This window comes from Marseilla massiliensis (assembly GCF_016899955.1).
Classification (GTDB): domain Bacteria; phylum Bacteroidota; class Bacteroidia; order Bacteroidales; family Bacteroidaceae; genus Prevotella; species Prevotella intestinigallinarum.
On record NZ_JACJJL010000021.1, the window covers coordinates 31,580 to 45,570 of the forward strand.

The following is a 13,991-nucleotide window of genomic DNA, read 5'->3' on the forward strand; positions in this document are numbered from 1 at the left end:
TGCATCGGTCATAATAATGTATTTACACATACGTCCAATGCCTATACGACTAAAAAATGCAAAAATCCATGGTGCCACACCTTAAGTATTGATGCCGTCGGCCGGTAGGATGTGGCAAACGCAACCATGCGTTCAGCGCCCGGGCCAAACGACACCGCGGCCCATGGCGCCGCGGCCCGACAACAGAAAGGCATCATGCCATCATGCCTGACATCTAACCTCTGCTATCAAACTAATGCAAAAGCAGTAACCGGCCCATCCGGGCCACGGCCGACGGGCACCGTGCCACATGCCGGCCGCACACTGTTGCCGGACTGGCCGGGTCTGGCCGGAGCCACTGCAACGGCGGCTACACCACACTCTATTCGAGTGGTTGGCATGCCAGACAAACCGTAGGCCATGGCGAGGAGTAGTGATATTGCTTGCCATGGCCGTTTTGCGGCCATGGCGCCCCCTGCCTACCTACGGCAAACATTAACCATACATATAAACAAAAGGAACAATGACGAAAACCAATCTCACGCTGATTTCATTGCTGATGGCATTGTCACAGGCTGCAAATGCCCAATGCACAGCCAAATCCACCACCACCAGTTGCCCCCAGGCCGGGCATTGCGCGCAGACAGCAGCTGCTGCCACAGACAGCACAAACAACGCAACGGCAACGGGAAAAGGCCGCGACAAGGGTGTTTTTGTATGCCACATAGATGAAATGCCGCAGTTTCCGGGCGGAGAAAAGGCCCTGATGAAATACCTGAGCAACAACGTCAGATACCCCAAGGGCGCCATGAAATCGGGCGCACAAGGCCGGGTAGTATTGCAGTTCGTGGTAGATGAAGACGGTAGGGTGACTGATGTAAAGACCGTAAAGTCGGTACATCCGCTGCTCGACGCCGAGGCCGAGAGGGTGGCCAGGGGCATGCCCGACTGGAAGCCGGGCCGGAGGGAAGGCAAGAACATGAGCGTGAAATACACCTTGCCCATAAGTTTCAAAATGCCAACGGGCACCATAGTCAACCCAAAAGCCTATCAGGAATGGCGGAGATACCTGAAAGCACAACGAGACAGCACAGGCATGAAACGGCCGAACAAGGAGAAAAGCAGCAAAAAAACGGGCAAACAGGAAGCAAAACAGAAATAAATTGCTAACTTTGTGGCATTAACTTATATACCAACTGTATTTGAATATGAACAAGAAACTGCTAACTTGTGCACTCGCACTCTCCGCAGCCATGGCCTCATTCGCGCAAACCCACGTGATGGACGTGAACACGAAGAAGGCGGGAGCCACAGTCCAGAACACCATGTACGGCCTGTTTTTCGAAGACATCAACTATGCCGCTGACGGCGGTCTGTACGGCGAGCTGGTGAAAAACCGCTCTTTCGAGTTTCCGCAGAGCTTCATGGGCTGGCAGACATTCGGCAACGTGACGCTCAAAAACGACGGCCCGTTTGAGCGATGCCCGCACTATGTGGAGCTGGGCTACGCCGGACACTCCGAGCGCCGCACGGGCCTGGTGAACGAAGGCTACTTCGGCATCGGCGTGATTGAGGGCGAAGAATACCGCTTCACGGTCTGGGCCAAGGCGCCCAAGGGCACGGCACGCATACGCGTACAGCTAATAGACGCCAACACCATGGGCGAACGCCAGGACTTCGCCACGGCAAAGCTCGACGTCAACGGCACGGAATGGAAGAAGTATGAGGTGCGCATCAAGTCGCCGCGAACCGACAACAAGGCTTCGCTGCGCATCTTCCTCGACGGCAAGAACCCCGTGGCCCTCGAGCACATCAGCCTCTTCCCCGTCAACACATTCAAGAACCGGGAGAACGGCATGCGCCGCGACATAGCCCAGGCGCTGGCCGACATGCACCCGGGCGTGCTCCGATTCCCCGGCGGATGCATCGTCGAGGGCGAGTGCCTCGACAACCGCTACCAGTGGAAGAACACCATCGGCCCGGTGGAAAACCGCCCACTGAACCGCAACCGCTGGGAGTTCACCTTCGAACACCGCTACTATCCCGACTATTTCCAGAGCTACGGACTGGGCTTCTTCGAGTTTTTCCAACTCTCGGAAGACATCGGCGCCGAGCCGCTGCCGGTGCTCAACGTGGGCATGGCCTGCCAGTATCAGAACCGGAACAACGAGAAAGCACACGTGCCCGTTGACGAACTCGACCCTTATATACAAGACTGTCTCGACCTGATTGAGTTTGCCAACGGCGACACTACTACCACATGGGGCAAGAAGCGCGCCGAGATGGGCCACCCGGCACCGTTCAACCTCAAGTTTATTGCAGTGGGCAACGAGCAGTGGGGCGACTTCTACTTTGTCAGGATGCAGAAGTTTGTCGACGCCATACGCGCCAAGTATCCCAAGATTCAGATAATAGGCACGAGCGGACCCGACTCCGAAGGCAAGAACTTCGACCTCGGATGGGAGGCCATGAAGCGCCAGAAGGTAGACCTGGTAGACGAGCATTTCTACCGCCCCGAGTCGTGGTTCCTCACCAGCGGGCTGCGTTACGAGAAGTACGACCGCAAGGGCCCGAAGGTGTTTGCTGGCGAATATGCCTGCCACGGCAAGGGAAAGAAGTGGAACCACTACGAGACTTCGCTCTACGAAGCGGCCTTCATGACCGACCTTGAGCGCAATGCCGACATAGTGCACATGGCAACCTACGCCCCGATGCTGGCCCACGTGGAAGGTTGGCAGTGGCGTCCCGACCTGATATGGTATGACAACGTGCGCCTGTTCAAGTCTGTTAGCTACTACGTACAGCAGATGTATGCCATGAACAAAGGCACCAACGTGCTCACCATGACCATGGACGGGCAGCCCATAGCAGGCCAGGAGGGACAGGACGGACTGTTTGCCAGCTCTGTGATCGACAAGCCGTCGGGCACCGTTATCGTGAAAGTCATCAACACAAGCAAGCAGAAGCAGCCCGTGAGCATCAACCTCTCGGGGATTAAGGGCGAGCGCAAGGCTGAGACGATAACGCTGACCTGCACCGACATGATGGCCGAGAACACTCTCGACGAGCCAGAGAAGATTGTCCCGCAGGAGGGCTCTCTCAACTGCGAGGCAGGCAAAAAGAACACCGTCATCAACGACGAGATAGCACCGATGACCTTCCGCATCTACAAGGTAAAGAAGTAAACGTGGATTGAAACAGCGAAAGCCGCGGCCTCCCGACAACGGGACGTCGCGGCTTTCGCCGTTTTCAGGCCGCATTGGGCGGCGTCAGCCCTGGCCCTGTCCGGCCTCGGGCCATGTGCGCACAATGCGCCTCAGGTGCCTGGCACGCCCCGAGACAATGAGCGGCACGCGCTCAACCACCACCACCGACGTGTCGAGCCCGAGTGCCTTGGGCTCGTCGATGCCTATCTTCCGGATAATGGCGTAAAGGCTCATGAGCATGTTCTGGCGGCGGTTTGACGAGTCTTCGGGGTAGTAAATGTGGTGGATGATGATGAAACGGAAGTCGCCCGGTATGCCGTTCTTGCAGAGCGAGGGGTAAGTGCTGGTCAGTTCAAGCTCGCGCGAGCTCACCAGGTCTTCCACAACCTGCCTCAGGTAAAGGCTTACTCGGGGCTCAATCCTGAACCCTATGCGCAGGTTGACGCTGAAAAGCGTGCCCGGCACGAGCTGCCTGACGGTGTACTCAAGGGTCTCCGGCTCGTCCACGAAGTCGAGATGCAGCAGCCAGTAGTGGTCGGCCCGCTTGGGTTGCTTGTTTATTATCGAATATAGCAGCTTGTCGTCTACCTCGTCCTCGCCCGGCGCATGGTTCACGTAGACAAGGTTAGAGGCATACTTGGGTATGCTGTCGTCTGCCTTTATGGCCGAGATGATGCCGTAGTAGTCTGACATTTTCTTCAAGTGCATGTACCTCCGGCGTATGTTCCGCGCCCCGACCCACACAAACATGACGAAACAAAGCAGCCCTCCGATGAGCAGGGTGAACCATCCGCCGGCCGCAAACTTAGAGAGATTGGCTGCCAGGAACAGCCCCTCTACAGCTGCATAGAAGCCGAGGAAGAGCCCGGACACAAGGCGTGAAGCCCCCATCATGCGCATATAAAACGCCAGGAGCAGCGTAGTCATCAGCATGGTCACCGTGATGGCAAGCCCGTAGGCGGCCTCCATGCGCGCCGAATCTCTGAAAACGACCACCGTAAGCACCACCGCCACAAACATGACGTTGTTTACCAGCGGTATGTAAAGCTGCCCCTTGACGCTTGTGGGGTGCTTTATCCTCATGCGGGGCCAGAAGTGCAGGTTCATGGCCTCGCTCAGAATAGAGAACGAACCGCTGATGAGCGCCTGGCTGGCCACTATTGCCGCGCCTGTGGCCATGGCCACCCCGAAAGGCAGCATGGCCTGCGGCATGATGGCGTAGAACGGGTTTACGGCCCCGGCGGCCTCGGCCGGATGTGACAACACCCACGCCCCCTGCCCCAGATAGTTGAGTATGAGCATGGCCTTGACAAACATCCAGCTCACCGTTATGTTGCGCCTGCCACAGTGGCCGAGGTCGGAGTAGAGCGCCTCGGCACCCGTTGTACACAGGAAAACGGCGCCGAGTATGAGAAACCAACCGGGCGAACGCACCAAGAGCATTACCGCATAGTGGGGGCTGAAAGCCTTGAGCACGGCCGGAGAACCCGCAAGCCACACCACGCCGAGCGCCCCGAGCATGAGGAACCACACAAGCATGAACGCCCCGAACGAGCGCCCCACGCTCTGCGTACCGAAGCGCTGGACGAAGAACACCACCGTGATGACAGCCAGGGCCACGGGCAACACCGGCAGGTCGGGGCTGATGCCGCGCAAGCCTTCTATGGCCGTGGTGACGGTGATGGCCGGAGTTATCACCCCGTCGGCAAGCAAAGTGCTCGCCCCGATGATGGCTATGGCATATATCCAACGCCGCCGGTGGCGCCTCAACAGAGCATAGAGAGCCAATATTCCGCCCTCTCCGCGATTGTCGGCCCGCAGCGCCAAGAGCACGTACTTTACGGTGGTCTGCAGCGTGAGCGTCCAGATTATGCACGACAACGCCCCGAGCACATAGTCGTCGGTGAGCGTCTCGCCGGTGTGGGTGATGGCTTTCATCACGTAGAGCGGCGACGTTCCGATGTCGCCAAACACGATGCCGAGCGTCATGAGCAGCCCCGCCAGCCCTGCGCGGCCTGTAGCTGAGGCCGCATTTTCTTGAGATAGCTGTGTCATTTCATTGCTTTTTAATACCTATAATAATCGTCTACATCGTGCAAAATTAAGACATATATCCGTAAAAACATCCGTTTTAGGGTATTTTTACGCGTGTTTCGGTTGTGCAACGGCTTCTGTCGGCCATGCACAGCCATCCCCACAACATGTCCGCCAAGCCTCCTTGCGCCAGTGGCCGCAACCCCTCGGCCAACCACGGCCATCGCCCCCGGCTGGCGCCCGAGGTTTTCTTAAATTATCTTTCCGCCCCCGCCGTTACGTTTTTTTTTCGTAAATTTGCAGCGAATTGTATATTTACGCCAAATGACAGTTGCAGAATTATTAAGCAAAGAAACAGACAAGAAGCACTTCTCCTACGAAGTCCTGCCCCCATTGAAGGGCACAGGGACCGACAAGCTCTTTGCCACCATAGGCAAGCTGAAGGAGTTTTGCCCGCTGTTCATCAACATAACAACCCACCATAGCGAGTTTGTTTACAAGCAACTCGACAACGGACTGCTTGAAAGGCGCCGCATACGCCGGCGCCCGGGCACCATAGCCATTGCGGCGGCAATACAGCAGAAGTTTGGCATACCGGTGATGCCACACATCATCTGCAGCGGCGCAACGGTGGAAGACATTGAGTATGAGCTGCTCGACCTGCAGTTTCTGGGCATCACGAGCCTGCTTCTGCTGCGCGGAGACAAGGCAAAGGAAGACCGGTTTTTCACCCCGACGCCCGGCGGCCACGAGCACACCACCGACCTGATACGCCAGGTCACTCAGTTCAACAAAGGCTTCTTTGCCGACGGCGAGCCCATAAAAGTGCCCGGAGAGACGTTCGACTTCGGCGTGGCATGCTACCCCGAGAAACACGACGAGGCGCCAAACATGGAGATGGACATGGGTTTTCTCAAGATGAAACAGGACATGGGGGCGCAATATGCGGTAACGCAGCTGTTCTACGACAACAAGAAATACTTCGACTTCGTGGCAAAGGCACGCGCCATGGGCATAACAATACCTATCATTCCGGGCCTGAAGCCACTGGCAAAGCTGAGCCAGCTGGGCGTGGTACCGAAGACTTTCCACTGCGACATACCCCAGGAGCTGGCCTCGGAGGCCATAAAGTGCAAGACCGACGAAGAGGCGCGGCAGCTTGGCATTGAGTGGACCGTGGCGCAATGCCGCGAACTTTACGCCCACGGAGTGAACAACATACACTTCTACACGGTGTCGGCCGTCGACTCGGTGGCCGAGATAGCACAAAGACTGCTTAGAAGTTGAAAGATGAAGGATTGATAACTAAGAATTGAAAGTTAAGAATCAAAGGGGCGGAAAACTAAGGATTAAGTATCAAGGATTAAGGGGTAAGGGAACAATATTAAAGAAACAAGACAAGGGGGCGGCCGCCACATGGCCGCCATAGCCGCCGGCAAAGACTGCCACCAGGCAGCCATGGGCCCCGAAGGCCGGTCACGTCAAGTGGCGGAAGGCGGTGGAAACAGGAGCTAAATGTAAAACGCTAAAAGGCAAAGACGGCCGTACACGCATGGCAGGCGCCACGAAGCGCACGCCGAGATGCGGTAGGCAAACAAACCACAAGGTATGAGATTCAGCGAGGTGATAGGCCAGGAAGAGGCCAAGAAGAGACTTAAGGGCATGGTTGCCGACGACCGTCTGCCCCACGCAATGATGCTCTGCGGCCCCGAGGGCAGCGGAAAGATGGCGCTGGCACTGGCTTTCGCCTCCTACCTGCTGTGCGAACGGCGCAGCGACGCAGACGACTCATGCGGCCAATGCAGGCAATGCGCCATGCTCAGGAAATGGGCACACCCCGACCTCCACTTCACTTTCCCAACCATAAAGCTTCCGTCGATGAGCCCCGAACACAAGCCCGTGAGCGACGACTTCGCAGCCCAGTGGCGACAACTGCTGGCATCGGGCCCGTATTTCTCGCTTAACCAATGGATGGAAGCCATAGGCGCCGAAAACCAGCAGGCCATAATCACGGCCGGCGAGAGCGACGAACTGTCGCGCAAGCTGAGCATAAAGTCGAGCCAGGGCGGCTACAAGGTGTCGCTGATATGGCTGCCGGAGCGAATGAACGCGGAATGCGCCAACAAGCTCCTGAAGCTCATCGAAGAGCCACCAAGCCAAACTGTGTTCATCATGGTGTGCGAAGAGCCCGACAAGCTGCTCGACACCATACGCAGCCGAACGCAGCGCATTGACATCAAACGCATTGACGACGCGAGCATCAGGCAGGCGCTCATGGAGCGCCGCGGGCTCGACGCCGACACTGCCACACGCATCATGCGCATTGCCAACGGCAGCTGGCTAAAGGCTGTAGGCGCCCTCGATGCCGACAACGAGAACGAACAGTTTCTTATGATGTTCCAAAAGCTGATGCGACTGGCCTACTCGCGCAAGGTGAAGGAGCTGAAGCAGTGGAGCGAGGCCATGCAGACAATGGGAAGGGAGAAGCAGAAACGGTTTCTTGCATACTTCCTCAGGCTGGTGCGCGAGAACTTCGCATACAACTTCATGCAGCCGGAACTGAACTACATGACGCAGCAGGAAGAAGACTTCGCGCGCAATTTCGCACGCTTTGTCAACGAGAAAAACGTGCTGCAGATGAACGAGCTGGGCAACCGCGCCATACGCGACATAAGCCAAAACGCCAACGCCAAGATTGTATTCTTCGACATGGCGATGCAAATGATAGTGCTGCTGCTGGCCAAGTGACGCCCGCACAACGGCGCAACGGCAGCAGAGACGAAACAACGAAACCATCAAATCACAATATATGGACTATAGCAACAAAGAATTCGAAATATGCCACGACTGCGACAGGGGGCTCTGCAAAAGGGCCGTCGGCAGGCAGGACAGGCAACTGAACACTTACGACTGGCTGGCCGATATACCCGGCAACGCCATGAGCACCGACCTTGTGGAGGTGCAGTTTAAGCACACCCGCAAGGGATACTACCACAATGTGAACAACCTCGAGCTGAAAAAAGGCGACATCGTGGCCGTGGAAGCCAGCCCGGGCCACGACATCGGGGTGGTGACGCTCACGGGAAGGCTGGTAAAGATGCAGCTCAAGAAAGCCAACATCAAGTCGCCCGACGACATCAAGCGCATATACAGGATTGCCAGGCCGGTAGACATGGATAAATTCCACGAGGCAAAGTCGCGCGAGCACGCCACCATGATAGAGAGCCGAGAGATAGCCAAGAGGCTCGGGCTGCAGATGAAGATAGGCGACGTTGAGTACCAAGGCGACTGCAACAAGGCCATTTTCTACTACATTGCCGACGAGCGCGTAGACTTCAGGCAACTCATCAAGGTGCTGGCCGAGACGTTTCACGTGCGCATAGAGATGAAGCAGATAGGCGCAAGGCAGGAAGCCGGGCGCATAGGTGGCACCGGGCCGTGCGGCCGCGAGCTGTGCTGCGCCACATGGATGAAGAACTTCGTGAGCGTGAGCACCAACTCGGCACGCTTCCAGGACATCTCGCTCAACCCGCAAAAGCTGGCCGGCATGTGCGCAAAACTGAAGTGCTGCCTCAACTACGAGGTAGACAACTACGTGGAAGCGGGCCGCAAACTGCCAAGCAAGGAGGTGATGCTGCAGACTCAAGACGCCGACTACTACTTCTTCAAGGCCGACATCCTGACCGGAATGGTTACATATTCGACAGACAAGAACATTGCATCGAACCTCGAGACCATCACTGCCGACAGGGCCAAGGCCATAATAGAGATGAACCGCAACGGCGAAAAACCGCTCTCGCTGCAGGAAGACGGAAAGATAAAGGAGACAAGGAAGACCGTAGATCTGCTGGCCAACGAGAACATAACGCGCTTCGACAAGAACAAGAAGAAGCGCAAGCAAGGCAACAAGGGCGCACAGAAGGCCGCTGCAAACGGCGAAAGGCAGCAGGCGCAGGGACCGGCCGCACGCAAGGCCGACAACCGCAAGGACTCGCAAAAGCAACCGCGCAACGAACGGCAACAGCCCAAAGCCGAGCGGCAGCAAGACAGGCAACAACAGCAACCGCGCAGCACGCAAGACAAGGAAGGGCAGCAAAAGGGTGCCGGAAGGCGCCAGCCCAACAGGCAACAGCGCGGCCAGCAACCTTCTAACGGCCAGCAGCAGGATGCCAAGGAATAGCGTTTGCAAGGCACTGGCCGCCATGGCTGCCGCGCTTGTCGCCCTGTCGGCCTGCGACGAAAACACGGTTTACAACAGCTACAGGCCTGTAGGAGTGTGGGAACGCACCGACACGGTGAAATTCGCGGTGCCACAGGCCAAGGCCGAAGGCACCTACACAACCGAAGTGGGACTGCGAATAAACGCGCGATACCCGTTTACTGGCATTTGCATCATTGTCGACAGACGCATCATGCCCGGCGACATAAGGCACAGCGACACGCTGAACTGCAAGCTGATAGACAAACGAGGCAATGCCCTCGGCCACGGGCTCAGCAACTACCAATACCTGTTTGCCACATCACAGTGCAGGCTGAAAAAGGGCGACTCGCTATTCGTCAATGTGAGGCATCACATGAAACGCGAGACGCTGCCGGGCCTGGAAGACATCGGCATCAAGGTGACAAGGCGGTGAGACGGGCCATGGCTGCCCCCTGCAGCGCCGACAACAAAAAGCAATGGCAAAGGACACGGCCCACGGCCGGCTTCCTTTGCCATTGTCATTTTTACATCAACAAATCATTACAAGCCACCCGCCTTATGCACACCGGCACCGTAGCGCAAGCCCGGACGGGCCGGAATGCAGTGCAATACAGGCCGTTCGGCCGGCCCAAACGGGCCATACGGCAACGCAAAACAGGCCCTTGCGCAACCCTCTGTAGGCGAGGGCGTTGCGCAAGGCATGGCCGGCAGTAAACCATTTTTACAACCACCGCCCTCAGCCGGCAATGGCGCAGGCTACGTGCGCACAAGGTTTCGCCCTGCGTCTATGCGCAGAAAGATGAAGAGCAAGAAGGTGAATCCCCACAGCGACGACCCCCCGTAGCTGAAAAACGGCAGCGGTATGCCAATGACAGGAGTAAGGCCGAGCACCATGCCTACGTTGATGAACACGTGGAAAAGAAATATTGACAGCACCGCATAGCCGTAAATGCGCCCGAAACGGAACGGCTGGCGCTCGGCAAGGTGGATGAGCCGCAATATGAGGGCAAGGAAAAGTATCAGCACTCCGGCCGACCCGAGAAAGCCCTCTTCCTCGCCCACGGTGCAGAAAATGAAGTCGGTGTCTTGCTCCGGCACGAATTTCAGCTTTGTCTGCGTGCCGTTGAGGAAGCCCTTGCCTTCGAGGCCGCCCGACCCGATGGCTATCTCGCTCTGGTGGACATTGTAGCCTGCCCCCGACAAATCTTCGTCGAGGCCAAGCAACACGTTGATGCGCACGCGCTGGTGGGGCTCGAGCACATTGTTGAGCACATAGTCGGCAGAATAGAAAAAAGCCATCGAGCCTATGGCAAACGCCGTGATGAGCCAGAAGTTGCGCATGCGGGTGCCGAGCGCCACCACCACAAGCCAGCCCACCATGAGCACCGACACGCCCAGCTGAACCCACACAACGTCGAACGGTATGACGAAGACCGAGAACAGCAGGGCCACCAGCGTGATGCCAACGCTATAGGCCAGCATGGCCCAGGCCATGCCGCGCAATGGTGTGTAGGCACGCACCATTCCCGCGGTGAATATGTGGACGAGCAGCAAGACCACAAACTTGCCCACCGACGTGGGCGTGTCGAGCAGCAGAACCTGCTCGAACCGTATGCCCACAACAAAATAAACCACTGCGGCCACGCCCGTGAACAGCACGCAACCGGGCATGCCCTCGCGGTAGAACACGAGGAAAAAAGCCAGGTAAACGAGCGCCGAGCCCGTCTCGCGTTGCAGGATGATGAAGAGCATGGGGGTGAGTATGATGGCCAGGGTGGCCACGAAATGCTTCCAACGGTGTATGTTGTAGCCGTAGGTGCTCATGAACTTGGCCAGAGCCAGGGCCGTGGCAAACTTGGCAAACTCGGCGGGCTGCAACCGCAGCGGGCCGAGCACAAGCCACGAACGCGACCCCTTTATCTGGTGGGGATTGAATATGGTGGCGAAAAGGAGCAGCAAGAGGGCCCCGAAGATGACGTAGGCAAAGGTGTCGTAAAACCTGTCGTCGAGCATCAGCAGCACAAAGCCAAGGCACACCGACGTGCCTATCCACACTATCTGCATGCCCGACCGCGTGTCGAGGCTGAATATGTCGGTGTCACCATACGTATAGCTCGCGCCGCAAACGCTGAGCCACCCGAAAGTGAGCAGCGCGAGGTATATGCCTATTGTCCACCAGTCGAGCGAGCGCAAAACGCCCGGTTGCTTATCTGTTCCTTGAGTCATACGCTATACGTCTGTGCTGAAATTCATCAGCTTTCTTTTCCGATTCGGGCGAAAGGTGCCCGTTGATGTACTTCTCCATCATGAGCGAGCCAATGGGAACGCCGTAGTCGGCACCCCAACCGCCGTTCTCAACATAAACGGCAATGGCTATCTTGGGATTGTCCATGGGGGCGAAGCCCATGAACACCGAGTGGTCGTGGCCGCGGTTCTGGGCCGTTCCGGTCTTTCCGCATGCCTCGTATTCGGGCCGGTTGGCAGCCCGGCATGTGCCGCGAATCACCGAACTGCGCATGCCCTGCACCACCGTCTCGTATGCCGAGCGGCTGGCCATGGAGTAATGGCGGCGGGTGAAGGCGGTGTCGAGCGGCTCGCCCTGCACCTTGCGCACAACGTGGGGCACGTAATAATAACCACGGTTGGCAATGGTGGCACCCAGGTTGGCTATCTGCAGCGGCGTGAGCGTCACCTCGCCCTGCCCTATCGAGATGCTTATCACTGTGAGCCCGTTCCACGAACCGTTGTATGCCTTGTCGTAAAACTCGGCATTCGGTATAAGCCCGCGCTTCTCGCCGGGCAGGTCGATGCCCAGCCTGTAGCCGAATCCCATGCTCACCATGTAGTCGCGCCACGTGTTCATGGCCTGCTGCACGTCGTGATACTTGCTCCGATTGCCTATCATGTAGTACAGCCCCCAGCAGAAATAGGCGTTACACGAGGTGCTGATGGCATCAACAAGGGCCAGCGGCGACTTGTGGCCGTGGCAGCCCACGTGCAGTCCGCGGTAGTAGAAGCCGTGGTGGCAGGGGAACATCGTGCCCGGAGAGATGATGCCCTCGCTCAGGAAAGTGAGGGCCTGGGTGGTCTTGAACGTCGACCCCGGCGGATAAAGGCCCATGATGCTGCGGTTGAGCAGCGGCTTCCATGGGTTGACGGCCAGCCGTGAGTGATTCTTGCTGCGGTTGCGCCCCGACATTACCCGCGGGTCGTAAGTAGGCGAGGACACCATGCACAGCACTTCGCCCGTCGACGGTTCGATGGCCACTATGCTGCCTATCTTGCCCTCAAGCAGGCGCTCGCCCAAAGCCTGGAGCTCGAGGTCGATGCTCAGGGTGAGGTTCTTGCCCGGCACGGGAGAGCGGTCGAAGCGCCCGTTCTGATAGCGCCCCTGTATCTGTCCGTGGGCGTCGCGCAGCAGAATCTGCACGCCCTTCTCTCCGCGCAGCTGCTTCTCATACCTGCGCTCTACGCCGAGCTTGCCTATGTAGTCGCCCGGCTGGTAGTAGTCGTCGTTCTCTATGTCCGACGGCGACACCTCGGCCACGTCGCCGATGACGTGGGCCGCATACGGGTACTCATACTGGCGGACACTGCGTTTCTGTATGTAAAAGCCCGGAAACCTGAATATCTTCTCCCTGAACTGGCTGAACTCCTTGTCGGGTATCTGCCCCATGAAGAGCTGTTGGGTGAAACGCGAGTAGCCGGGATTCTTCGACCTGTCCTTGATGGCGTCCATGCGGGCCACAAACTCTTCCTTGGTCATTCCCACCGTGCGGCAAAACTCCATGGTGTCGAGCCGCCCCCGGGCCTCGTTCATCACCACAAGTATGTCGTAGGCCGGCTGGTTGTAAACCATCAGGCGGCCCTTGCGGTCGGTTATTATGCCCCGCGACGGATAGTCGATGCGCTTGAGGAATGCGTTTGAATCGGCATTCTTCTTGTAGTCATCGCTCATTATCTGCAGCGTGAAGAGGCGTATGATGTAGATGACAACGATAAATGTCGCCACGCCGCCGATGACGTATCGCCTGTTGCTGAGCTCGTAGTCTTTCACCGCTTCCTAACGCTCTCTAATGTCAACACAAGCAAAACGGTAAGCAGAGTGCTGCCCCCAACACACTCGAGCCACCAAAGCCAGTGGAAGAAACTGAACATCTCGAGCGCGAAAAAGACAACACAATAAAGCAGTACGAGCACAAACACGTAGAACGAATACTTCATCAGTCCAAGCGACTGCACCGACGGGCGTATGCTCTCGGGCTCGTCGCGCTGCACGAACAGGGCGAAGAAATAAGGCTGGATGGCCCCGATGAGCGTCAGCGAGGCCGAAGCCACACCCGGGGTATTCGAGAATGTGTCGATGGCCAGGCCCAGGGCGAAGCTCCACAGCAACACCGCCCACTTCGGATAGCCCATGGGGAAAGACAGCACCATGTAGACATAAAGCAGAGGGGTGGCAAAGCCAAACAGGTGGATGTGGTTCAACACCAGTGCCTGGGCCACGCAAAAGACGCACAAAAGCAGCAATCGCCTCAGTATATCTATAGCCATTTTACATTTGACATTAG

The 13,991-nt window shown here is 57.4% G+C and carries 10 protein-coding genes; 6 read left to right on the forward strand and 4 right to left on the reverse strand.

The window, feature by feature from the left end:
* The first annotated feature begins 502 nt into the window (after positions 1-502).
* Together H6B30_RS11795 and H6B30_RS11800 are read left to right on the forward strand one after the other, a co-directional pair.
* On the forward strand, positions 503-1,141 hold the full coding sequence (locus H6B30_RS11795) for an energy transducer TonB (RefSeq protein WP_205110821.1): 639 nt from the start codon (positions 503-505) through the stop codon (positions 1,139-1,141).
* A 46-nt stretch (positions 1,142-1,187) separates the two neighbouring features.
* On the forward strand, positions 1,188-3,164 hold the full coding sequence (locus H6B30_RS11800; RefSeq protein WP_205110822.1) for an alpha-L-arabinofuranosidase family protein: 1,977 nt from the start codon (positions 1,188-1,190) through the stop codon (positions 3,162-3,164).
* 84 nt (positions 3,165-3,248) lie between these two features.
* Here H6B30_RS11800 and H6B30_RS11805 read toward each other — a convergent pair whose 3' ends face one another.
* Entirely contained in the window at positions 3,249-5,240 is a 1,992-nt protein-coding gene (locus tag H6B30_RS11805; protein WP_205110824.1) for a KUP/HAK/KT family potassium transporter, read from the reverse strand.
* A 303-nt stretch (positions 5,241-5,543) separates the two neighbouring features.
* Between H6B30_RS11805 and H6B30_RS11810 the strand changes: the two genes are divergently transcribed.
* From H6B30_RS11810 to H6B30_RS11825, 4 genes are all read left to right on the forward strand, one after another.
* Positions 5,544-6,506 (forward strand): methylenetetrahydrofolate reductase, encoded by a 963-nt coding sequence (locus tag H6B30_RS11810; RefSeq protein WP_205110826.1) that lies wholly within the window; start codon positions 5,544-5,546, stop codon positions 6,504-6,506.
* Between the two features lie 321 nt (positions 6,507-6,827).
* Positions 6,828-7,967, forward strand: coding sequence for a DNA polymerase III subunit (locus H6B30_RS11815; protein ID WP_205110827.1), 1,140 nt, complete (start codon positions 6,828-6,830; stop codon positions 7,965-7,967).
* Positions 7,968-8,028: 61 nt separating this feature from the next.
* Positions 8,029-9,399 carry a PSP1 domain-containing protein gene (locus tag H6B30_RS11820; protein ID WP_205110829.1) on the forward strand — a complete coding sequence of 457 codons (1,371 nt, stop codon included), beginning with the start codon at positions 8,029-8,031 and terminating at the stop codon, positions 9,397-9,399.
* Positions 9,386-9,853 (forward strand): gliding motility lipoprotein GldH, encoded by a 468-nt coding sequence (locus tag H6B30_RS11825; protein WP_205110830.1) that lies wholly within the window; start codon positions 9,386-9,388, stop codon positions 9,851-9,853. The genes H6B30_RS11820 and H6B30_RS11825 overlap by 14 nt, the downstream gene beginning before the upstream one ends.
* Before the next feature lie 323 nt (positions 9,854-10,176).
* Here H6B30_RS11825 and rodA read toward each other — a convergent pair whose 3' ends face one another.
* Genes rodA through mreD form a run of 3 tightly spaced genes read right to left on the reverse strand, consistent with a single transcriptional unit; the run spans position 10,177 to position 13,974 of the window.
* A complete protein-coding gene (gene rodA / locus H6B30_RS11830) occupies positions 10,177-11,646 on the reverse strand; it encodes a rod shape-determining protein RodA (protein ID WP_205110832.1) in 1,470 nt (489 codons plus the stop codon).
* On the reverse strand, positions 11,627-13,477 hold the full coding sequence (mrdA, locus tag H6B30_RS11835) for a penicillin-binding protein 2 (protein WP_205110833.1): 1,851 nt from the start codon (positions 13,475-13,477) through the stop codon (positions 11,627-11,629). Before mrdA ends, rodA begins: the two co-directional genes overlap by 20 nt.
* Entirely contained in the window at positions 13,474-13,974 is a 501-nt protein-coding gene (gene mreD, locus H6B30_RS11840; RefSeq protein ID WP_205110835.1) for a rod shape-determining protein MreD, read from the reverse strand. Before mreD ends, mrdA begins: the two co-directional genes overlap by 4 nt.
* Positions 13,975-13,991 lie beyond the last annotated feature (17 nt).